Source organism: Leisingera sp. M527 (assembly GCF_025141525.1).
Classification (GTDB): Bacteria; Pseudomonadota; Alphaproteobacteria; order Rhodobacterales; family Rhodobacteraceae; genus Leisingera.
The window spans coordinates 1,362,837-1,382,539 of record NZ_CP081037.1 but is presented as its reverse complement, the minus strand read 5'-3'; the positions used below and the strand labels follow the sequence as shown (position 1 = coordinate 1,382,539).

Annotated in this window: 22 protein-coding genes; 6 read left to right on the top strand and 16 right to left on the bottom strand. The window is 62.9% G+C overall.

Annotation, left to right across the window (positions count from 1 at the left end; translation table 11 throughout):
* Nucleotides 1-21: 21 nt before the first annotated feature.
* Nucleotides 22-1,224, top strand: coding sequence for a pyridoxal phosphate-dependent aminotransferase (locus K3555_RS06890; RefSeq protein WP_260007902.1), 1,203 nt, complete (start codon nucleotides 22-24; stop codon nucleotides 1,222-1,224).
* A gap of 14 nt (nucleotides 1,225-1,238) precedes the next feature.
* On the top strand, nucleotides 1,239-1,652 hold the full coding sequence (locus K3555_RS06885; protein ID WP_260007901.1) for a hypothetical protein: 414 nt from the start codon (nucleotides 1,239-1,241) through the stop codon (nucleotides 1,650-1,652).
* A 21-nt stretch (nucleotides 1,653-1,673) separates the two neighbouring features.
* Here K3555_RS06885 and K3555_RS06880 read toward each other — a convergent pair whose 3' ends face one another.
* Entirely contained in the window at nucleotides 1,674-2,450 is a 777-nt protein-coding gene (locus K3555_RS06880; RefSeq protein ID WP_260007900.1) for a hypothetical protein, read from the bottom strand.
* A 222-nt stretch (nucleotides 2,451-2,672) separates the two neighbouring features.
* Here K3555_RS06880 and K3555_RS06875 point away from each other — a divergent pair, with 222 nt between their 5' ends.
* Nucleotides 2,673-3,536, top strand: a complete 864-nt coding sequence (locus tag K3555_RS06875) for a delta-class carbonic anhydrase (RefSeq protein ID WP_259991365.1) — start codon at nucleotides 2,673-2,675, stop codon at nucleotides 3,534-3,536.
* A 126-nt stretch (nucleotides 3,537-3,662) separates the two neighbouring features.
* On the opposite strand, the gene K3555_RS06870 is transcribed toward K3555_RS06875, so the two are convergent.
* From K3555_RS06870 to K3555_RS06860, 3 genes are all read right to left on the bottom strand, one after another.
* Nucleotides 3,663-4,646: an SDR family oxidoreductase gene (locus K3555_RS06870; RefSeq protein ID WP_260007899.1), complete on the bottom strand. Its 984-nt coding sequence runs from the start codon at nucleotides 4,644-4,646 to the stop codon at nucleotides 3,663-3,665.
* Between the two features lie 143 nt (nucleotides 4,647-4,789).
* Nucleotides 4,790-5,236, bottom strand: coding sequence for a nucleoside deaminase (locus K3555_RS06865; RefSeq protein WP_260007898.1), 447 nt, complete (start codon nucleotides 5,234-5,236; stop codon nucleotides 4,790-4,792).
* Between the two features lie 82 nt (nucleotides 5,237-5,318).
* Complete coding sequence (locus K3555_RS06860; protein ID WP_259991359.1) at nucleotides 5,319-6,701, bottom strand: MATE family efflux transporter; 1,383 nt, start codon at nucleotides 6,699-6,701, stop codon at nucleotides 5,319-5,321.
* Between the two features lie 122 nt (nucleotides 6,702-6,823).
* Here K3555_RS06860 and K3555_RS06855 point away from each other — a divergent pair, with 122 nt between their 5' ends.
* Nucleotides 6,824-7,474: a TIGR02453 family protein gene (locus tag K3555_RS06855; RefSeq protein WP_260007895.1), complete on the top strand. Its 651-nt coding sequence runs from the start codon at nucleotides 6,824-6,826 to the stop codon at nucleotides 7,472-7,474.
* Between the two features lie 4 nt (nucleotides 7,475-7,478).
* Here the strand turns inward: K3555_RS06855 and K3555_RS06850 are convergent, their stop codons facing one another.
* The 8 genes from K3555_RS06850 to K3555_RS06815 all read right to left on the bottom strand — a co-directional run bounded on the left by K3555_RS06850 (nucleotide 7,479) and on the right by K3555_RS06815 (nucleotide 15,249).
* Nucleotides 7,479-8,393, bottom strand: a complete 915-nt coding sequence (locus tag K3555_RS06850) for a nickel/cobalt transporter (RefSeq protein ID WP_260007893.1) — start codon at nucleotides 8,391-8,393, stop codon at nucleotides 7,479-7,481.
* Nucleotide 8,394: 1 nt separating this feature from the next.
* The gene (locus tag K3555_RS06845) at nucleotides 8,395-9,030 is read right to left on the bottom strand and encodes a DUF1007 family protein (RefSeq protein ID WP_260007892.1); all 636 of its coding nucleotides are present in this window, start codon (nucleotides 9,028-9,030) and stop codon (nucleotides 8,395-8,397) included.
* A 793-nt stretch (nucleotides 9,031-9,823) separates the two neighbouring features.
* On the bottom strand, nucleotides 9,824-10,597 hold the full coding sequence (locus K3555_RS06840; protein ID WP_260007890.1) for a LamB/YcsF family protein: 774 nt from the start codon (nucleotides 10,595-10,597) through the stop codon (nucleotides 9,824-9,826).
* Nucleotides 10,598-10,606: 9 nt separating this feature from the next.
* Nucleotides 10,607-11,623: a biotin-dependent carboxyltransferase family protein gene (locus K3555_RS06835; RefSeq protein WP_260007889.1), complete on the bottom strand. Its 1,017-nt coding sequence runs from the start codon at nucleotides 11,621-11,623 to the stop codon at nucleotides 10,607-10,609.
* Entirely contained in the window at nucleotides 11,620-12,366 is a 747-nt protein-coding gene (locus K3555_RS06830; protein WP_260007888.1) for an allophanate hydrolase subunit 1, read from the bottom strand. Before K3555_RS06830 ends, K3555_RS06835 begins: the two co-directional genes overlap by 4 nt.
* Entirely contained in the window at nucleotides 12,366-13,661 is a 1,296-nt protein-coding gene (locus K3555_RS06825; protein WP_260007887.1) for a TRAP transporter large permease, read from the bottom strand. Before K3555_RS06825 ends, K3555_RS06830 begins: the two co-directional genes overlap by 1 nt.
* Before the next feature lie 9 nt (nucleotides 13,662-13,670).
* Nucleotides 13,671-14,219 carry a TRAP transporter small permease gene (locus K3555_RS06820; RefSeq protein ID WP_260007885.1) on the bottom strand — a complete coding sequence of 183 codons (549 nt, stop codon included), beginning with the start codon at nucleotides 14,217-14,219 and terminating at the stop codon, nucleotides 13,671-13,673.
* 58 nt (nucleotides 14,220-14,277) lie between these two features.
* Nucleotides 14,278-15,249 (bottom strand): TRAP transporter substrate-binding protein, encoded by a 972-nt coding sequence (locus tag K3555_RS06815; protein ID WP_260007884.1) that lies wholly within the window; start codon nucleotides 15,247-15,249, stop codon nucleotides 14,278-14,280.
* 168 nt (nucleotides 15,250-15,417) lie between these two features.
* Here K3555_RS06815 and K3555_RS06810 point away from each other — a divergent pair, with 168 nt between their 5' ends.
* Entirely contained in the window at nucleotides 15,418-15,939 is a 522-nt protein-coding gene (locus tag K3555_RS06810) for a winged helix DNA-binding protein (protein WP_260007883.1), read from the top strand.
* Here K3555_RS06810 and K3555_RS24965 read toward each other — a convergent pair.
* From K3555_RS24965 to K3555_RS06800, 3 genes are all read right to left on the bottom strand, one after another.
* Nucleotides 15,934-16,083 (bottom strand): hypothetical protein, encoded by a 150-nt coding sequence (locus tag K3555_RS24965; RefSeq protein ID WP_409201692.1) that lies wholly within the window; start codon nucleotides 16,081-16,083, stop codon nucleotides 15,934-15,936. The two genes, K3555_RS06810 and K3555_RS24965, sit on opposite strands and share 6 nt — an antisense overlap.
* A gap of 311 nt (nucleotides 16,084-16,394) precedes the next feature.
* Nucleotides 16,395-17,015, bottom strand: coding sequence for a class I SAM-dependent methyltransferase (locus K3555_RS06805; RefSeq protein WP_260007881.1), 621 nt, complete (start codon nucleotides 17,013-17,015; stop codon nucleotides 16,395-16,397).
* Nucleotides 17,012-17,956: an NAD(P)/FAD-dependent oxidoreductase gene (locus K3555_RS06800; protein ID WP_260007880.1), complete on the bottom strand. Its 945-nt coding sequence runs from the start codon at nucleotides 17,954-17,956 to the stop codon at nucleotides 17,012-17,014. The genes K3555_RS06805 and K3555_RS06800 overlap by 4 nt, the downstream gene beginning before the upstream one ends.
* Nucleotides 17,957-18,073: 117 nt before the next feature.
* Between K3555_RS06800 and K3555_RS06795 the strand changes: the two genes are divergently transcribed.
* Nucleotides 18,074-18,904, top strand: coding sequence for an AraC family transcriptional regulator (locus K3555_RS06795; protein ID WP_260007878.1), 831 nt, complete (start codon nucleotides 18,074-18,076; stop codon nucleotides 18,902-18,904).
* A gap of 384 nt (nucleotides 18,905-19,288) precedes the next feature.
* Here K3555_RS06795 and K3555_RS24805 read toward each other — a convergent pair whose 3' ends face one another.
* Nucleotides 19,289-19,666 carry a transposase gene (locus K3555_RS24805; RefSeq protein WP_311200028.1) on the bottom strand — a complete coding sequence of 126 codons (378 nt, stop codon included), beginning with the start codon at nucleotides 19,664-19,666 and terminating at the stop codon, nucleotides 19,289-19,291.
* Nucleotides 19,667-19,703: the final 37 nt, after the last annotated feature.

Here is a 19,703-nt window from a genome sequence, read left to right as displayed (position 1 = left end):
TACAAACCAAGGCCATAGCCCATGTCTTTCCTGTCCGAGACCTTATCCCGCGTCAAACCGTCACCGACCATCGCGATGACCGCAAAAGCCGCCGAACTGCGGACGGCGGGACGCGACGTCATCGGCCTCAGCGCCGGCGAGCCGGACTTTGACACGCCGCAGAATATCAAGGACGCAGCGGTCGCCGCCATTGCCGCGGGCAAGACCAAATACACCGCCCCCGACGGTATCCCCGAGCTGAAGCAGGCGGTCTGCGCCAAGATGAAACGCGACCATGGGCTGGACTACACACCCGCGCAGGTGTCGGTCGGAACGGGCGGCAAACAGACGCTGTACAATGCGCTGATGGCGACCCTGAATGCGGGCGACGAGGTGGTGATCCCTGCCCCCTATTGGGTCAGCTACCCGGACATGGTGCTGCTGGCCGGCGGCACGCCGGTGATTGCCGAGACCTCGATCCAGACCAATTTCAAGCTGACCGCCGATCAGCTGGAGGCTGCGATCACCCCGAAAACCAAATGGTTCATCTTCAATTCGCCGTCAAACCCCACCGGTGCGGGCTACAGCCGGGACGAGTTGAAGGCGCTGACGGATGTGCTGCTGCGCCACCCGCATGTCTGGGTAATGACCGACGACATGTATGAGCACCTGGCCTATGACGGGTTCGAATTCTGCACCCCGGCGCAAGTGGAACCGGCGCTGTACGGCCGCACCCTCACCTGCAACGGCGTCTCCAAGGCCTATGCGATGACCGGCTGGCGCATCGGCTACGCCGCAGGCCCCGAACAGCTGATCGCCGCCATGCGCAAGGTGCAATCGCAATCCACCTCCAACCCCTGCTCTGTCAGCCAATGGGCCGCGGTGGAAGCACTCAATGGCACACAGGACTTCCTCGCGCCCAACAACGCGACCTTCATCCGGCGCCGCAACTTGGTGGTACGGATGCTGAACGAAATCGACGGCATCTCCTGCCCGGTGCCCGAAGGCGCCTTTTACGTCTATCCCTCCATCGCCGGGCTGATCGGCAAGACCACGCCCGCAGGCAAGCTGATTGAAACGGACGAGGATTTCGCCACCGCGCTGCTGGAGGAGGCCGACGTCGCCGTGGTGTTCGGTGCCGCCTTCGGGCTGTCGCCCAACTTCCGCGTCAGCTACGCTACATCCGACACAGCGCTGGAAACGGCCTGCAGCCGCATCCAGGCGTTCTGCGCCGCGCTGACGTAACGGGAGAACAAGACATGAGCGCCGAACTGCCGGACTATTACTTCCGCGTCCGTGAAAACGGCGCTTTTGTCTTTCGCGTGGATACCGAGAACCGCCAGCGGCGGATCGAAATGGATCAGATCGCCGTTGTGAACATCCGCAACGGCGAGATCAAACCGCATGGCCAGCGGGAATTGTCCGAACAGGACATCGCCGAGATCAAATCCTGGATGGAAAGCCGCGCCGCCACCATCGCCGCCCGCGACACCGACGATATCCACCGTGCCATCGATCACCTGAACCTTACCGCCCATTGGGCCAACAGCCGGGCCACGGATGCGCAGCTGGAGAACGTCACCGACGCTTTGCTGCTGGCGATGCACGACCTGCGCGGCGTGCTGGTGCGCAAAAAGGCCGACCGGCTGATGAAGGACCGAAGCGGGGACTGACCTCCCTCCCTCCCGGATGCTTCAGCCGCAGAACAGCGACCGTACCGAAAAAGACCGGAACCGGGCCTCCGCCCGCCCAGGGGCCGGGTCTTGCAGGCCTGCCTGGCGCCTGGGCAACAGCGGGCTGCCCAGCACAAACCTTCTGCGCTGCCACAACTGTTCTGCCGTTCCGGCCTCAGGCGCGCGCAGCCCCAGCCGCCACTGCAGATGCAGGCTCCATCTTTCATGGCGGTCACCACCCAGGCGGAACAGGTGCCGGCTGTCCTGCAGCGGGCGGGGCACCGGCGCCGGCTCGTCCAGACTGGCAACCTGGCAGATATACTGTTCCGTGACCGCGGCCTGCAAATAGGCGCCGCTCCGCGTCAGGGTGATCTTGTGCCCGCCCTTGATCCCTGCGCCGCGGATGGCAAATTCCAGCACCTCCGGCAGCTTGAAGACCCGCGTTCCGGGTCCGAACAGCCGCCCCTCGCCCTGCCAGCCTGATCCGCTGGCAAAATGCAGCGCATAGCTGCCCGGCGGCACCAGCACCTTGAAGAACGCACCGCCCTTGAAATAGGCCGCCAGCGCTTCCTCGCCGCTGCCTTCGCTGCTTAGCACCAGATAATAATCCGCCCCCGGCGGGCTTTTCACCTGCAGCGGAAACACAGCCGGCAGTCCGGTTTTGTTCCACATCAGCCCGCTCCGGGGCCGTTCAGTCTCTGCCGCGGCGCCCGCAGCCAGGGCGATCAAAGCCAGGCAGGCCAGCAAAGCGCCCCAAAGAGACGCCGGAGAAACAGGACAGGTAACGGAGCTTGCCATAACAGGGGCCTCCTTGCCGCCGGTGGCAGTGTTCACGCCCAGCATACCACACTGCCCAAGCGGATACAGGGGCGGACAGTGCAACTATTGGCTGATTAATTTTCCATTAACACAATCCAAGTATCACATCTGGACTGCTGCCGCCTGAGCAGCCCCGCACCCGCAGAACCCGCGGTGCACCGGTACGTCCCGCTTTTGTTCTCAGCTACAACAGGAATCCCTATGCAAAAACCCATTCTGTCTCTGGCCGCTGCCACTGTTTCCACTCTGCTTGCCGGGACCGCAGCTTATGCTGTCGGCGCAGGCGCTGTTGCGGACAGTGTGATTGCCGAACAGCGCGCAGCCCTTGCGGCCAAGACCAAGGGCGCCGGTTTCGGTCCCCAGGCGCCGCGCGACATCGACGCCGCTGCCGGCAGCAACACGCGCAGTTTCCAGGCGGCGCCGGACTATGCGGAAATGAACCTGTGCAACATCCACTTTCACGAGAACGCCGAACACCGCGGCGGTGACTTCACGACTTTCGCCGGCAATGGCGACGGCCACGGCTATGGCACCGGCTACAAATACGACGGCACGCTGACCGCCGCAGAACTGGCACCGCTCGACCATCCCATCGGCGCAACCGAACACGGCGATCTGCAGCCCGGCGACACGATCGAGGTGCATTACGTCCACTCCACCGCCCAGGTGCAGCCCGGCCCGACCCTTGGGTCCTGTCTCAGTGATGCGATCAAGAACCCGCAGCTGCGGGTCGAAGCACAGGTTTTTGTGCTGGTGAACGACGAAAATGCGCTCGACTTCAACGCGCTGGCCCATCTGGGCAAGGCAAACGGGCTGCATCAGGCCAGTAATATTCCCAGCGATACCGGCACCCCGGTGCAATATGCCGGCTCCACCACCGGCCCCGGCTATAACGAGGACGGCTCCCCCTTCCAGGTCTCCTGGAGTGTGCGCCCCAAGGTCGCCAAGGTGAACATTCATTCCGTCGGCAAATGGCTGGAAGACAATGTCTTTATGGAGGATCACGCCCACGGTGTTCGTAATCTGGTGATGAACCCGGATCTGCTGTCGGACATCAGCCACTAAAAACGGCCGTGCTAAGGCGCTGATTGCTTGTCCGCCGAATCCCCCCACGCAGGACAAGCCAAGGGCTTCGCGCTGCCCGTGCGAAGCCCTTTTTTTCTTTCAGACCGGCAAACGGTCCTCTGCGGCTCAGGACACCGTGGCGGCGGCGGCGTCTTTCATTGCATCGACACCTTTCTTCCACAAGTTGCCCTGCCATAGCTCTTCAAGGCCCGTTTCACCGCAGGCGCCCTTGGTGGTCAGATAGTCATAATAAGAGGTCGGCTTGTGCCCGGTGATGTTATAGAAATCCGGGCTGCAGCGGGTGTAGAAACCGTTGGTCAGATACTCAAAGAACTCGGCGCGGGTGCTGCCGAAATCGGCCTCGAACTGCTCCATTGACTGGGCGCGGTACGCGATTTCCTTGCCCATTGCGCGGCCCAGATCAGCGGCGATTTCCGCCATCGACTGCGGCGCCGGACCGGTGATGTCATAGAATTTGTTGCCATGCCGCGCTGGGCCTTCCGCCAGCACCACTGCCGCCGCCTCGGCGATGTCGCGGGTGGCGACAAAGGAATTGCGCATATCCCCCAGCGGGTTGGAGAACCAGCCCTCGGCGCCGATGGTGTCGCAATCGGTCTTCAGCAGGTGGTTCATGAAGAAGTTGTTGCGCAGCGCGGTCACGTTCAGACCGGCATCAATCAGCGCCTTTTCGCCCCACCAGTAATGCTGCAGCATCAGCGGAATACCGGCCCCTGCGCGCGAGGCATGGCTATCCGCGTCATAATCGGCGGTATTGGTATCGGCGCCCATGCAGCTGACCCGCACCACATGCTTGATCTGATCCTTGCGCGCGCTCAGCGCCTTGGCAAAGTTCAGATGCCCCTCCAGCATCGGGTCCAGCGAGGCGGAATAGACCGCCGAAACACCATCCAGCGCGGCGTCCCAGGTGGCCGGCTCCGACAGGTCGAACTTCACAACCTCATCAGCGCCCAGCGCGGTCAACTGCTCGGCCTTGGCCTCGCTGAAATAGCAGGCACGCACGGTGAAACCGCCTGCGGAGGCAAGACGCGCCACCAGCTCGCGGCCAATGCGGCCGGTGGCCGAGGTGATCAGAACAACGGGTTTGGACATGGGGGATCCTCCTGGTGCCGCGCACCGTCCAAACGGCGCGCGCAAATATTGCAAATCTGCGCAGACCCTACCGCAACAGGCTGGTGCCAAGCCTCCGAAACCCGACGCAAAATGCCATGGTTTCGCCAGACCTCAGGCCGCTGTCACTCGGCGATGTCTTCCGCCCACAGCTCCGGCCTTTCCCGGATGAACCGCTCCATCAGCGCGATGCAGTCCGGGTCCTCGGCAATCACCACCTCCACACCGCGCGAGCGCAGGAACTCCTCGTTGCCGCCAAAATTCTGCGCATCACCGATCACCACCCGCGGGACGCCGAACTGGACAATGGTACCGCTGCACATCATGCAGGGCGACAAAGAGGTATAAAGCACCGTATCGCGATAGGATCTTTGCCGCCCCGCCTTGCGCAGCGCGTCCATCTCGCCGTGGGCAATCGGATCGCCCTTCTGCACCCGCTGATTGCGCCCCTGCGCCACCACCTGACCGCCACGCGCCAGTACCGAACCAATCGGGCAGCCGCCCTCGTCAAATCCCGCCCTGGCTTCCTCAAAGGCGATGCGCAGCAGGCGTGTGTCGTCGTCGGTCATCATCAGGAACGGCCTCTTTCTGAATGGATCCAAAGCTGTTCCCGAAGCCTGCCCAGATGCCCGCAAAGGGTCAACCCCGCGCCGCTCAGACTGCCGCAGCGCCTACCAGCTTGATCGACTGCCGCCAGAACCGGGCCATCAGGAAGACGCCGGCGGCTGTAAGCCCTGCAATCAGCCCCACCCAGACACCAACGCCGCCCCATTCCAGCATAAAACCAAAGACATAAGACGCAGGAATCCCGACGGCCCAATAGCTGAGCACCGCAATCACCATCGGCACGCCGGTGTCTTGCACTCCGCGCAGCAGCCCCAGCGCAATGGCCTGCATCCCATCCATCAGCTGAAACAGCGCCGCAGCCGCCAAAAGCCCGGCACCGATCAGCAGGATCTCCGTCTTCTGCGGATCCGCCGGATCAAGAAACAGCGACATCAGCGGATCCGGAAGGGTCAGAAACAGAGTGATCCCAATCACGGACACCACCAGCGACATCACTGTCACAACCTTGCCGCCGCGCGCCATGTGGTCCCGGTCACCCCGGCCAAAGGCATTGCCCGCGCGGATCGTGGCCGCATTGGACAGTCCCAGATGCACCATGAACGTCAGCCCCGCCAGCGAGATCGCAATCCCGTGCGCGGCCAGCGGCACCGTGCCCAGCCACCCCATCATCATGGCTGAGGCCGCAAACAGGCTGGTTTCGGCCAGGGTGGTCAGCCCGATTGGCGTTCCCATCCGCAACACCTGCCCTAGCATCTCCCAGTCGGGGCGCTGGAAATTCTTCAGCAGCTCATGCTCCGGCAGCACCTTCAGCGCATAGGCCAGCACCAGCACAAAAGACACCCCGTTGGTCACCAGCGACGCAATCGCCGCCCCGGTGATGCCCAGCTCCGGCGCGCCCCAGTTGCCAAAGATCAGCGCATAGTTCACCAGCGCGTTCAGCACCGCCCCGAACACCGACAGCCACAGCACGATCTGGGTCCGCTCCAGCGCCGCCAGATACGACTTGGCCACCATGTACAAAAGCGCCGGAAAGATCGCCCAGCCTGCAATCCGCAGGTATTCAGCCGCCGCATGGGCAATATCCGCCTTCTGCCCCAGCATCAGCAGTATAGGCTCCGACCACCACAGCAAGGGCATCGCCAGCGCACCATAGAGCAGCGACAGCCACAGCCCCATCCGGGTGCTGCGCCGGATCTGCCGCTCTTCCCCGGCACCGGCTGCCGCCGCCACCATCGGCATCACCGCAAAGGCAAAGCCGGACCCCAAAAGGAAGATGGAGAAGAAATAGGTCGCCCCAAGCGTCACCGCCGCCAGCGCCTCTACCCCGTACCAGCCCAGCATCACGGTATCGGTCAGGCCGATTGCAAACTGCGCCACATGGCCGCCGATCAGCGGCAACCCCAGGATGGCTATCGCCCTGGTATGGCCGCGCAGGGACATCTCGGTGTGTTTGGGTGCGAATGTGCTCATACAGCCAGCCTTAGGCGGGACAGTCATTCCCGGCAAGAGCGGAGTTTCCTTGCCCCTGCACAGGCCTATGGTGATATCCTGCACAGAAGGATTTCCCGCCTGCCGCACAGGAGCCATTCCCGATGACCAACGCCTTTGCCCAGCTGATCCCCGATGCCCGCGCCTTTCTGGCAGCGCTTGCGCAGAACAACAGCCGGGACTGGTTCACCGCGCATAAGGACAGGTATGAAGCCCAACTGAAGTCCCCTGCGCTGCGGCTGCTGGACGAAGTTTCCCAAGCCATAACCCGGCGCAGCGGCGCCGAAGTCACGGGCAAGTTATTCCGCCCGCAGCGCGACGTGCGGTTTTCCAAGGACAAGACGCCCTATAGCACCCATCTGCACCTGATGTGGACGCTGAACAGCAGCGGCTGTGCGCTGTTTTTCGGGCTGGCCCCGGATTATTGCACCGCAGGCGGCGGCATCATGGGTTTCGGCAAGCCGCAGCTGCCGCGCTGGCGGGCGGCCATCGACGGCGCCTATGGCGACGAGATCGCAGCGCTGACGGACATCCTGGCGCTCAAGGGCTTCGCCGTCAAAGACCCGGAACTGAAACGCGTGCCCGCCCCCTATGGCAAAGCCCACCCGCACGGGCACCTGCTGCAGCGCAAATCCCTGACCTTCTGGCACGGGATGACTGCGCGTGAACAGGCCGCCCCGATGCAAGCGCTGATGTCAGCCTATCTCACCCAGGAGCCGATGTTTGCCCTGCTGGACAGCGCCCTGACCGCGTGATCCTTTACAATGCCCGCAGCATGATCTGGACCGCCAGCACCGCCACCACTGCGCCTGCGGCGATTTCCAGCACTGCCGCTGCCCGCAGCGCACCCGTCCCTTGCAGCTGCGCCAGCGCGCCCTTGCGCAGGGTGACCGCCGCCGCCGCCACCGCCACAGTCACCGTTGCAGTGCCAAGCCCCATGGCAAAGGCCCCGGCAATCCCGGCCCACAGCACCCCCATGCGCCAGGTCAGAAGCAGCAAAAACACTGCCCCCGTGCAGGGCCGCAGCGCCACCGCGCCGATGATTGCCAGCGCGTCGCGCAGCGAGGCGACACTGGCCGCCTCCTCCGCCGTGGGCCCGTGCCGGTGCCCGCAGGCGGCACAAGCGTCTCCCTGTTCATGATGGTGGTGATGCGGATGATGCCCTTCCGGCCCGCCATCCCGGCTGGCCAGCAGCCGCCGCGCCCCGCGCAGCAGCAGCCACAGCCCCACCAGCGCAATCAGCCCATAGGACAGCGGCGCCAGCACATCTTCGGCCGCAAGGGTCAGCTGCTCCCGCCCCCAGTCCAGCAGCAGCAGCCCGCCCGCCACCAGCAGCACCGCAGTGGCCGCCTGCGCCAGCGAAGACGCCACCGCCAGCCCGGCCAGCCGCGCCAGCGGCACCGGCTTGCCCATGCCATAGCCGCCGATCACCAGCTTGCCATGCCCCGGCCCGGCGGCATGAAAGAACCCGTAGGCAAAACACAAACCAAGCAACGCCGTCAGCGCTCCGGGTTCACCGGCCCGCAAGGCCCGCAGCCCCCGCGCCATCGCATTCTGCGCCTCGCGCTGGCCTTCGCCCGCCCAGGCGGCAACAACGCCTGCGCCGCCGAAGCCCCACAGCCAGGCGGCGGAAACCGCAACAGCCAGCACTGAAACTGCCAGAAAAGCCCGCACCTTACGCCCCGCAGCTTAACTGCACGGTATCGGCAAAAGCTGCCCCCACCTCAGGATACGCCGCCTCTGCCTGATCCGCGGGCATCGCATAGAGCAGCTCTTCAACTTTGGTATAGGCCGCGTCCAGATCCGGCGGGGTGACATGACCTTGGCAGCCCACTGAAACCTCCAGCCCGCCGGTCAGGGTATAGGCCGTGTAATAAGTTGGATCATAGGCCTTGATCATCACCCCGTCCGCGGCCTGCGGCTGCGCCAGAACGCGCCGGTGGCGGGTGCTGATGCGCCCCCCGGCGACCTCGGTGGACAGATGCTCCGGCGCTCCCAGCGCCAGTGCAGCCCCATCCCGGGTCAAATAGGTGTCGCCCTGAAACCCCTCGGTCCACGCCAAGTCGAACCCCTGCAGCCCGGCCAGTTCCGCGGCTGTCAGCGCACCGTCATAATCGCCGTCCAGCCCCCGGTCCTCGAAAATAAGCAGTGAATAGAACTCATCATAGGCCCAGGTGATCTCCACTGCCTGCAACTGCCCGGTATCCGAAACAATTACCTTCAGCGCGGTATCGACAAAAATATGCGGATGCGATCCGGCGCCCTGCGGCACCAGCAGCGCAAACGAAAGCAAAGGAGCAAAACGTTTCATAGCCACAGCTTTACGCCCCAATCCGCCCCCCCGCAACAGCCGCGCACCGCACCAGCAGGCTTCTGCCCGCCCGCTTCTTTCTGGCCGGAAATGTCTACCGTGGACCTTTGGTCAACATCCTGGCGCAACGATGGCAAGGGCATTGAGCGTGGAGACACCAAATATCGGAACGCTCAATGCCCTTGCGGATTCAGCAAAGCAGCTGTTGAGTAAAACACGGCGAAAGCTGGCGGAGAGTCCAACCTGTAAATTGGATTTCCTTACTGCGTGCGCGCGCAGCGCGGGTTTTTCTGCACACGCGCAAATTCTGACGTCGCAGCGCGGCGGGAATACCTGCCGTTCGTGTGTGCTGCAGCGAGATTCTTTTTCTGAAATTCCAGGACGCCGGACAGAACCGACCTTGGCAAATTCTTCTTCGCTGACGCAGCATCGCTTTGCACATGCGACGGGCTTCTCGCTGCTTTGCAGCCTATGTCACGGAAGCGGTCATTGCTTGGCGGGGTCGAGCATTAGATCAAAACCGCACCTTCACTGCTTGGCGTTTGGACACTAAAGAGGCCGGATAGAGCCGCCTTTTGCCAACGTAGCTTTCGCGTACGCAGAAAATTCTCGTAACCGATGCGGCAGATTTTCGGCGGTGAAGCGGATTGCCCAAAAACGTACACTCAAAACCGTGCAGCAGGGTGGATTTTGAACTGTTCATTCGAAGCATCTTAGTCGAAGAAGTTAAGCAAACAGAATCCTTCGGCAAAGCTCTTCAATGCTACGAACCCCGTCCGCCTGTCCCGGTAAATCAGAGCATGGCCCCACCGAATATGGCCGTCTTTAGGCCGTTTGACCGTAGCGCGCTTTTGACCCCCGCTGCGATGGCCACAGCGGCGGAAGTATCGCCATGCAGGCAGATGGTATCGATCCGCGCCGGGATGCGCTTGCCGGCGGCGGTGATAATCGCGCCTTCGCGCACCATTTCCACCATCCGCCGCCCGGCCTCTGCCGGATCATAGATCACCGCGCCGGGCAGGCTGCGGTTCACCAGCGTCGCATCGTCGTTATAGGCACGGTCGGCGAAGATCTCGCAGGCCGCCCTGCAGCCCAGCTCTTGCACGGCCTGCTGCTGCGCGGTGCCCGCCAGCACCATCACGATGATCTCCGGATCGACTGACAAGGCCGCCTGATAGCAGGCCCGCGCCACCGCAATGTCTTCCGAGGCCATATTGGCCAGCGCCCCGTGCAGCTTCAGATGCCGCACCGCGCCGCCCGCCGCGCGGGCCATTGCCTGCGCCGCCCCTAGCTGATAGCGCACCATGTTGCTCAGCGTCCCATAGGGCACCGACATCCGGCGGCGGCCAAAGCCCTGCAGATCGGGAAAACCAGGATGCGCACCAATGCCGGTGCCCTTGGCCACCGCGTGTTTCATCGTCGCCGCCATCACATCCGGGTCGCCCGCGTGATAACCGCAGGCGATATTGGCCGAGGTCACGATATCCAGCAGCCCGGCATCATCGCCCAGGGACCAAGCGCCAAAACTTTCGCCCATATCGGCGTTCAGATCGACAGTCCGGGTCATGTCATCTCCTCACAAGACATCTTCTTCACCGGCAATCGCGCCGCTGATCAGCTGATAAGACAGCAGGTTGGACATAGTGCGCGGATCGCGGATCAAGGGACGGCACTGGCCGCGCATGCCTTCGCGCCGCTCCGTCTCTGCCCGTTCCAGCCCGACCGCCTCCTCCAGCGGGATGAAACGGAATTGTAGCGCCGCCCCCGCCGCCGCCTGCGCCAGCAAGGGCAGATCGCAGGGCACCACCGTACCGATCCGCGGATAGCCGCCGGTGGTCTGGCACTCTGACAGCAGCACATAGGGCGTGCCATCGCCGGTCACCTGGATGTCGCCGGGCACGATCACTTCGGAGACGACCGTGCGCGCGCCCTCGGGGCGGAAGCCTTCGCCTTCGCTCTCCAGCGGCACGCCCATCCGGTTGCCGCGCACCCCGCGGCGGAAGGCCGTCTGCTCGAACCGCTCCAACTCGGCCTGCGGGAACAGCGCCGTCTGCAGGCTCGCCACCACCCGCACGGTGCCGCCCTCGAAGCGGTTCTCCGGCGTCAGCCCCAGCCCGGTGCCCTTGCCGCCGTCAGGACCGGTGTCCAGAACCTCCCCCTCCGCCAGCGGCGCGCCGATGCCCGCCGCCAGATGCGCCGACCGCGCACCCAGATGCTCCGCCGACTTAATACCGCCGCTGACATGCAAATAGCCATAACTGCCGCTGCGGGCCGCGCCGATCGTCAACCGCGCCCCAGCGGGCAGCAGGTGGCTGGCGTTCCAAGCCACGGCGGTGCCGTCGATGCTGGCCCGCATCGGCGCGCCGGTCAGGGCGATGCGCAGATCGCTGCCCGCCTGGAACTCGCCGCCCAGGCCGGCCATCTCGACCGCCGCCAGATCCGCCGCTTGCCCCAAGAGCGCCGCGCCCTCGGCCAGCGCCAGCCGGTCGGCAGCGCCGCCGCGCGACACCCCGTAATCCAGCCAGCCGGAACGGCCGCCGTCCTGAACCGTCACTCCCGGTCCTGCGCGCAAAATGGTCAATGTGCCGCTCATGACAGATCCTCCGCCTTGGCACCGCCCAGCGGATCGCGCCGCAGGCCCTGCAGCTCCTCCGGTGTTATCGCGTTGAATTGCACCTCATCGCCGGGGCGCAGCAGGAACGGCTCCTCTGCATCCGGGCGGAACAGCCGCACCGCGGTCTGGCCCGCGTGCATCCAGCCGGTGGGCGTCGCCACCGAGAACAGCACTAGCTGGCGGATCGCCACCGCCAGCGCGCCTTCGGGGATGCGGGTGGTCAGCTGGCTCTGGCGCGGGATATCCCAGGCTTCGGGCAGCTCACCCAGATAGGGCTGGCCGGGGGCAAAACCGATGGTCTGTACCCTGACCCGCGCTGCCGACAGCGAGGCCACTGCCTCTGCCTCGCTCATACCGGCCGCCTCCGCCGCCTGCGGCAGCTGCGGCGCCAGATCGGTGCCGAACACAGCCGGGATCCGCCACAGGCGGCGCTGGCCGGGCAGTTTGGCCGCGTACCAGTCACGCTGCGACAGCAGCCCCTCCAACCGCGCCCGCAAGCCCGCATGGTCCAGATGCCGCAGGTCGAAGCGCACATAGGCCGACACCAGCGAGGTGGAAACCTCCTCGACCCCGTCCAAGCTCTCCTGCGCAAGTGCTGCGCGGAACGCCAGGGCGGCGCGGTTGGCCGGCTCGCTCAGGCGGCTGCCAAAGCTCACCAGCATCCCGTCCACCCCCACCGTGCGGATTTCAGGGTTGGGCGCCGCAACGGTATCCTGTGCCATTACATCTGCTCCGGCAGGTAGGTGACGATGGACGGGAACAGCACGATCAGCACCAGTGCCACGATCATCAGGAAGAAGAACGGCAGCGCCGCCTTGGCCACGGTCAGAATGTCCCGCCCGGTCAGCGACTGCAGCACAAACAGGTTAAAGCCGACTGGTGGCGTGATCTGCGACATCTCGACCACGATCACCAGGAAGATGCCGAACCACAGAGGATCAATGCCCGCTTCCAGCACCATCGGCATGATCACCGAGGCGGTCAGCACCACCACCGAGATCCCGTCGAGAAAGCAGCCCATGATCACAAAGAAGATGGTCAGCGCCGCCAGCAGGGTGAAGGTTGACAGGTTCAGCGACCCGATCCACTCCGCCAGTATGCGCGGAATACCGGTGAACCCCATCGCTACGGTCAGGAACGATGCCCCCGCCAGGATAAAGGCGATCATGCAGGAGGTGATGGTCGCCCCCATCAGACCCTCGGTAAAGCTTTGGCGGTTGAGTGAGCCCGATTGCCATGACAACAGCAGCGCCAGCACCACGCCGACAGCGGCGGCATCGGTGGGCGAGGCAATGCCTGCATAGATCGAACCGATCACCCCGCCGATCAGCAGCACCACCGGCAGCAGCCTGCGGGCGCGCTTCAGCTTCTCGCGGAAGGTGGCGGCGATGTCCTCGGTGGGCAGCTGGCTGCGGTTCAGGAGTGCCCAGACCACCACATAGCCGACGAACAGCCCGACCAGCAGCACGCCCGGCAGCACGCCCGCGACAAACAGCCGGGCGATGGATTGCTCGGTCGCCACGCCGTAGACGATCAGGATGATCGACGGCGGGATCAGCAGCCCCAGCGTGGCAGAACCGGCCAGGGTGCCGATCACCAGCTTTTCAGGATAGCCACGGCGCGACAGCTCCGGGATCGACAGCTTGCCGATGGTGGCGGCAGTGGCGGCGGACGACCCTGACACCGCGGCAAAGATCCCGCAGGCAAAGACATTCACATGCAGCAGCTGCCCCGGCAGCCGGTTCATCCAGGGCGACAGCCCGGTGAACATGTCCTCCGACAGGCGCGAGCGGAACAGGATCTCGCCCATCCAGATGAACAGCGGCAGCGCCGCCAGGGCCCAGGAGTTGCTGTGGCCCCACATGGTGGTGGCCATCACCAGCCCCAGAGGCGCCTCGGTGAACAGCGCCATCGCGGCGATGCCCACCCCCAGCAGGGCAAAGGCCACCCAAAGGCCTGCACCCAGGAACAGGAACAGAAGGACAAGAAGAAGGATGGAAAGTGCGGCAATCGACATGGTGAACCCCTATTCGCTCAGAAGATTTTCGCCCTTGCCCTCCCAGGAGGGCGGGGCGCCGCGCAATATGCAGATCAGCTCGTCCGCCAGCGCCAGGGTGAGGATCGCAAGGCCAAGTGCCACCGGTGCCTGCGGCAGCCACAGCGGCACCGACACCATTCCTGCGCTGCGGTCGCCGAATTCCAGCGATTCCAGCAGCAGCAAGCCCATGTACCAGGTGGCATAGCCGCTCATGACCAGTGCCAGAAAGGTGACGGCCGCTTCGGTCATGCGGCGGGCGGGGACGGGCAGCCGGTTGGTCAGCAGCGTCACCCGGATGTGGCCGCCAGCGCGCAGTGCGTAGGCCAGTGCCAGAAAGGTGGAGGCCGCCAGGAAAAAGCCGGTGAAATCGGCATAAGACGGAATGGTCAGGCCGACCCCGCTGCCGGTCAGTGCCGCCGCGATCTTGTCGGCCAGGTTCAAGCACACCTGCGCGAATACCAACGCCACGATGGCCACGATGAACAGTGCTGCCAGCCCGCCGGCCGCACGGTAGATGAAATCAAGCACAAGCCGCATGGCTGCTCCTCCTCCCCAGGAGACCGGACGCCGCTGCCGGCGTCCGGCCGTGTTGTAGTTACTGCTGATAAGCGTTCAGCAGGGTGGCGCCGGCCTCACCGGCCTCGCCCTTCCAGTTTTCCAGCATCTGCGCCCCAATGGCACGCAGGCCTTCCATCAGCTCCTCCGACGGCTCGGCCACGGTGATGCCGTTTTCCTTCAGCACCCCGACCTGCTCGGCGGTCTCGGTCCGGCTCATCTCCCAGCCGCGTGCCTCGGCCGCAGCTGCGGCTTCCAGAACGGCGGTCTGAGTGGCTTCATCCAGGCGGCGGAAGGCACGCTTGTTCACCACCACGATGTTCTTCGGGATCCAGGCCTGGATATCGGTGTAATGAGTCAGGAAATCCCAGGCCTTGGAGTTCACGCCGGTGGAGGGCGAGGTGATCATCGCCTCGACCCGGCCGGTGCTGAAGGCCTGCGGAATATCCGGAACCTCAACCTGGGTCGGCGCGGCGCCCGCCAGGTTGGCGAATTGCTCCAGCGTGGCGTTGTAGGTGCGGAACTTCAGCCCGGCCAGATCGTCCACGCTGTTGATTTCCTTGGTGGTGTACAGTCCCTGCGGCGGCCACGGCACAGCGTACAGCGCCATCAGCCCCTGTTCGTCCAGCAGCCCGTCGATCACGTCCTTCTGCGCCGCCCACAGCCGTTCGGCCTCGGCGTAGCTGGTCGCCAGAAACGGCAGCGAGTCGGCGCCAAACGCCGGGTTGTCATTGGCCAAGAGCGACAGGAAGAACTCGCCCGCAGGCACCTGGCCGCTGCGCACCGCCTTGCTGATTTCGGGATGCTTGAACAGGGAACCCGCCGAATGGACCTTGATCTCCAGCCCGCCACCGGTGGCCTCGGCCACGTCGCTGGCAAATTCAGCGACGTTCTTGGTGTGGAACGTGGCGTCCGGATAAGGCGTCGGCATGTCCCAGGTTGCGGCCTGCACCGAAACCGACAGCCCGGCAGCAAGGACGGCGGCACTGCCCAGAATACGTGTGATTTGCATTTTTTCCTCCCAATGCGGTTTGTTGTCTATTTATACTCATAACGCTGACAATTTGTCAACGTTATGCCAAAATGGGCCCCTGCTCGCTTGATCTTGCTGATACTTTGCATTTTTATAGCTTCAAGCAGGTAAAACACCGGGGTTTTATCAATAATGAAGGAGCTAAAGATGGCTGAGAACCAACCGGACGGCCGCCGAATCGTCTCCTCCCGCCATCTGGCAGAGGGCGACGGATGGGAACTGTCGGAACTGGAATACGGGCTGATCGTCGCCTTCAATGCATTTTCGCGCTGGACCGCCCGCTGCATGTCCGCGGCCGGCCAGCCCGACCTCAGCCCGCTGGAAATCCTGATCCTGCACAACGTTAATCACCGCAGCAAGGACAAGCGCCTGTCCGACATCTGCTTCCTTTTGAACATCGAGGACAGCCACACGGTGAACTACGGGCTGCGCAAGCTGCTCAAGGCGGGGCTGCTGGATTCTGAAAAACGCGGCAAGGAAGTGTTCTACCGCACTTCCCCTGAGGGCGCCGTGATTTGTGCTGCCTATCGCGATGTCCGCCGCCAATGCCTCCTGGACGGGCTGGATGGCGTCGATCTTCCAGGAAAAGATCTGCGCGAGATTGCCCGCAGCTTGCGCACTTTATCGGGCTACTACGATCAGGCCAGCCGCGCAGCGGCGTCGCTATAAGGATGGCCGGGGACCAAGGGCAATGGGAATCGGCAGTTCCGGGCCACCTGACCGATGAGCTCCTTTGACGGTTAACCTGTCCGGCAGGACTCCGGCCAGTGATTCCAGCCGCGCCGCAGAACGGCCAGCCCAATCCGCCAGGATGGAGCGGTCCAGAGTGATCCCTTCCTGCCCGTAATTCTGCGGCTGCTGGTACAGGGGAAATTGGCCCGCCTATTTGTTGGCCAGCACATTGCCAGTGAGGCGTGAAAAAGGTTGAGGGCGGATTGGAACCTGCCGTGCGCCTGCCAGACTATATACCTGAGACGCTGCGGCTTCATTCAATGTCCCGGCATTGACGCTTCCATAGCTAGCGTTCAGGCAAAACGCCACAAAAGCGGGAGCAGAGCCCACTTTGCAAATTTTCTGTGGCGCGGCCAACGGCTGCTTTCATCATCGGCTTATCGATTGGCAAGTCACAGCACCCTTTCGAACAAGTAGGCAAATGGCGATTTGGTATAAGCAACGCCGCGTCCTGATTTCATCAGGCTGTCACGGGTGATCGTTTGCGGCTTTTTCGGCACCATGTAGCTGTCAAGGTGTTGATCGGTGACTTCGTAGCAACCGCTTGCAGAGGTGACGACCGCAACCAACTTGAACCGTGGATCGAGCGCCGCAAGCGCTGCATCCCCATGGCTTGAGTTCACCAGAAAATGCCCCCCGATGCGCAGCAAACGGCCGCAGGGCTCTGATATGAGCCCCGCATAGAGCGAGATCAGCAGATCGAAGCTTTCGGGCGGCAAATCAAGTGCGGCGTAGTCGCCATGCACGAACGCGACCCGCCCGTTCACATTGCCTCCATGGTCGCAGATGATCTGTCGCGTACCTCCAGTATCAGCAAAAAACGCCGCCGCCCGTTTGTCCATGTCCGCATAGGTCACATCGTCATAAACAAAGGACGGCGCAACATCGACGTAGCTGCCCGCATAGAGCACACGGCGCGCAGGCACCGCCGCGCTCACCGCTTGAAACAGCCGCCAACGGTCGCCTTTATGCTGATCCTGCTTTTCCCAAAGCGCCTTTGTCTTTTCCTTCACTTTGATTCCTCCAGCAGGACGGCCCAACGTTCCATCGCGACCTCATGGGCTATCATTTCTACGCAGAACCCGCCTTCCGAAACCGCTGCCGCGATACCCGCGAATCCCATCCGCGCATCCCCGACGATGTAAAGACCTGGAATATTAGTCGTGCCGTTCGCACCGGCAAGCTCGGACATACCCCAATCGTTCTCTTCGTTCGCGATAACCCCCAGACGCACCGCAAAGTCAGTCGCGGGCGAAGAGAATTCCTCGACGACAAACCCGCTTTGCCGCGCAATCTCGCGGCCGTCGTCCAATACGACATGGGTGAGCGTGCCGCCTGTTGACCGCAAGCTCGCAACCCCGGCTTCTTCGACCGGCACGCCTTTGGCCTGCAACTCTGCCTTCACCTTGGCGTCCAATGGATTGCCGTTGGTGAACACGATCATATCGCGCGACCAAATCCGCATCATCGGCACAAAATGTTCGATTGCGCCGTGGCCGAAAATGGCCAACGCTTCGTCGGAATGTTCGTACCCATCGCAGAACGGGCATGGGTAAACCGATTTGCCGTAGACGTCCTCGATACCGGGTAAGTCCAACTGGTCGAGGTGGTCCCGATGACCCGTCGCAATCAGCATGCGGGTCGCGGTCATCGTTACACCCTGCGCTGTCGTCGCCGAAAATCCGCCGGCCAAGCGGGCGACCTCAGAAACCTTACCGGCAATGTAGTTGACGGTTGGATATTTCCGCAGCTGCTCCTTGGCCACTGCCAATAGCTCGCTTGGGTGGGCACCATCGCGGGTCAAAAACCCGTGCGAGGCTGTGGTCACAAAGTTGCCGGGGCTTTCCGCGTTGATGAAGGCGGTTTTCATACGGGTGCGTCCAGCAATCAAAGCGGCGGATTGTCCGGCGGGTCCACCACCGATGATAATGAGGTCGTAGTGTTGGCTAGCCATGTCTGGATCCGTTTATGCTGATGGTTTCGTCGGCCCAACATAGTCCCGCTGGCGTCGTTGCTTGAGAGCGTGGATTCGGGTATTATCGGCTGATCTTATGATATTCGGGATTTGTGCATGACAGATCTTAAGCAGCCCGAACCGCCGCATCCCTCCTGCTATGTGATTCACGAGACGGGCGTCAGCACACAGCCGGCGCCCGTCGCCGTTCACGCCGAACATGGGTTGGTGTTTGCCCGTGAGGGTTGGTTCACAATGGAGCAAAGATACGAAACGCTATCCTTGGCGGGAAGCGTGACGATTGTTCCCGCCGGTGTGCCGCACCGGCCATTGGCAGGTGAAGATCTCGATTATTGGCTGCTAGGGTTTTCTGCTGGCGGCTTTGGGCTTGATGAGGAGCAGGCGGTCATGCGTCCCTTTGCCGAGGTTCGCCTTGGGGCATCCCCGGTGATCCACCTGGAGAATGCGGCACAGGCACGCCTGCAGCTCTGGTTTGAAACCTTGGCGCGCGAAGCCGAAGGGCAAAACGAGCTGACCGCAGACGTGCAACGCAGCTTGATTACGCTAATTCTTTCAGAGGTGTCACGGGCGATGCCAAGTGCGGATGAGGATACGCAACGCTCGCCGCTGGTCGCCGCCGCACTGCGCTACATTCAACGGCATAGCCTTTCCCCCATTTCCCTCAGCGATGTGGCCTCCGCAGTTAGCCGAACCGCGCCCCATGTCGCGGCCGTCGTCAAAGCCGATACTGGCTTTACGGTCGGCACATGGATCACTTCCGCCCGCCTCGCCAAGGCCGCGCAACTCTTGCAACATACCGACATTCCCGTCGATCAAATTGCGCCACACATCGGATGGCAGGACACGACCCATTTCATACGCCAGTTTCGAAGAATCTACGGAGTGACCCCTGCTGCCTGGCGCAAGAAGCAACGATTGCCAGCGTAGCCGCTTGTATAAAATTCTCCTTTGCAGACATTGACGCATTTGCAGCAAATGCACCAAGTCCCGCTCCTCGATGGTCGATCCTGGTCGCGGCGAAAGGGCGGATTGGATTTGGCCGAAATTTATGCCGATGAATGACTTCTGTGGATGGCTCCTGCATAGCAAGACATATTTTGACGATTTCTGCGGCGGTTTGGTCAGTACAGTCGTCTGTCCGGCCTGTTCGCTTGGCGATCTCCCACTGGCCCTGATGATTTCCGCAAGCGAAGTTCCAATCGGCAAAACGACCTCAAGGGGTCATTGCCATTCCCGGAGTGTCCTGGCTCTTGGTTGACTTGATTCCGCATCATCACGTCATTCGTCTTGCACCTCTGGCAGGTTATCCGGTCAAGCGACCGGCTGCCGGTAATTTTCCAGTCGCGTCAGCATTACCCAGATTGCACGAGCCGCCTTGTTCGCCATGGCAACAGTCGTAAGCCGAACCGGCTTTCCGGCCAGAATTTTAGCGGTCCAGGGATCGACCTTTTCAGGATTCCGTTTGGCCATCAGCGCGCGGGATGGCATGCCAAAGATCAGGAGTTTCCGGATGTAGTGGTTCCCCTTCTTGGTGATGCGTCCGAACCTCTCCTTGCCGCCACTGGATTTACTGAGCGGGGTTAATCCTAACCAGGCGGCCAGATCGCGTCCGGTTCTGAACTGTTTGGCATCGCCGATCGTCGCCACGATTGCGGATGCCGTGATCGGACCGATCCCCGGCACCTGCATCAGCCGTCGCGGATCGGCATCTCGTTGGCAGTGGCTC

What these genes read in the sequence shown, in the direction of transcription:
- K3555_RS06815 (WP_260007884.1), bottom strand. Translation starts at nt 15,249, where the DNA reads ATGCAAATCACACGTATTCTGGGCAGTGCCGCCGTCCTTGCTGCCGGG.
- K3555_RS06840 (WP_260007890.1), bottom strand. Translation starts at nt 10,597, where the DNA reads ATGACCCGGACTGTCGATCTGAACGCCGATATGGGCGAAAGTTTTGGC.
- K3555_RS24805 (WP_311200028.1), bottom strand. Translation starts at nt 19,666, where the DNA reads ATGCAGGTGCCGGGGATCGGTCCGATCACGGCATCCGCAATCGTGGCG.
- K3555_RS06875 (WP_259991365.1), top strand. Translation starts at nt 2,673, where the DNA reads ATGCAAAAACCCATTCTGTCTCTGGCCGCTGCCACTGTTTCCACTCTG.
- K3555_RS06810 (WP_260007883.1), top strand. Translation starts at nt 15,418, where the DNA reads ATGGCTGAGAACCAACCGGACGGCCGCCGAATCGTCTCCTCCCGCCAT.
- K3555_RS06880 (WP_260007900.1), bottom strand. Translation starts at nt 2,450, where the DNA reads ATGGCAAGCTCCGTTACCTGTCCTGTTTCTCCGGCGTCTCTTTGGGGC.
- K3555_RS06795 (WP_260007878.1), top strand. Translation starts at nt 18,074, where the DNA reads ATGACAGATCTTAAGCAGCCCGAACCGCCGCATCCCTCCTGCTATGTG.
- K3555_RS06855 (WP_260007895.1), top strand. Translation starts at nt 6,824, where the DNA reads ATGACCAACGCCTTTGCCCAGCTGATCCCCGATGCCCGCGCCTTTCTG.
- K3555_RS06870 (WP_260007899.1), bottom strand. Translation starts at nt 4,646, where the DNA reads ATGTCCAAACCCGTTGTTCTGATCACCTCGGCCACCGGCCGCATTGGC.
- K3555_RS06890 (WP_260007902.1), top strand. Translation starts at nt 22, where the DNA reads ATGTCTTTCCTGTCCGAGACCTTATCCCGCGTCAAACCGTCACCGACC.
- K3555_RS06825 (WP_260007887.1), bottom strand. Translation starts at nt 13,661, where the DNA reads ATGTCGATTGCCGCACTTTCCATCCTTCTTCTTGTCCTTCTGTTCCTG.
- K3555_RS06885 (WP_260007901.1), top strand. Translation starts at nt 1,239, where the DNA reads ATGAGCGCCGAACTGCCGGACTATTACTTCCGCGTCCGTGAAAACGGC.
- K3555_RS06860 (WP_259991359.1), bottom strand. Translation starts at nt 6,701, where the DNA reads ATGAGCACATTCGCACCCAAACACACCGAGATGTCCCTGCGCGGCCAT.
- K3555_RS06830 (WP_260007888.1), bottom strand. Translation starts at nt 12,366, where the DNA reads ATGGCACAGGATACCGTTGCGGCGCCCAACCCTGAAATCCGCACGGTG.
- K3555_RS06820 (WP_260007885.1), bottom strand. Translation starts at nt 14,219, where the DNA reads ATGCGGCTTGTGCTTGATTTCATCTACCGTGCGGCCGGCGGGCTGGCA.
- K3555_RS06835 (WP_260007889.1), bottom strand. Translation starts at nt 11,623, where the DNA reads ATGAGCGGCACATTGACCATTTTGCGCGCAGGACCGGGAGTGACGGTT.
- K3555_RS06865 (WP_260007898.1), bottom strand. Translation starts at nt 5,236, where the DNA reads ATGATGACCGACGACGACACACGCCTGCTGCGCATCGCCTTTGAGGAA.
- K3555_RS06845 (WP_260007892.1), bottom strand. Translation starts at nt 9,030, where the DNA reads ATGAAACGTTTTGCTCCTTTGCTTTCGTTTGCGCTGCTGGTGCCGCAG.
- K3555_RS06800 (WP_260007880.1), bottom strand. Translation starts at nt 17,956, where the DNA reads ATGGCTAGCCAACACTACGACCTCATTATCATCGGTGGTGGACCCGCC.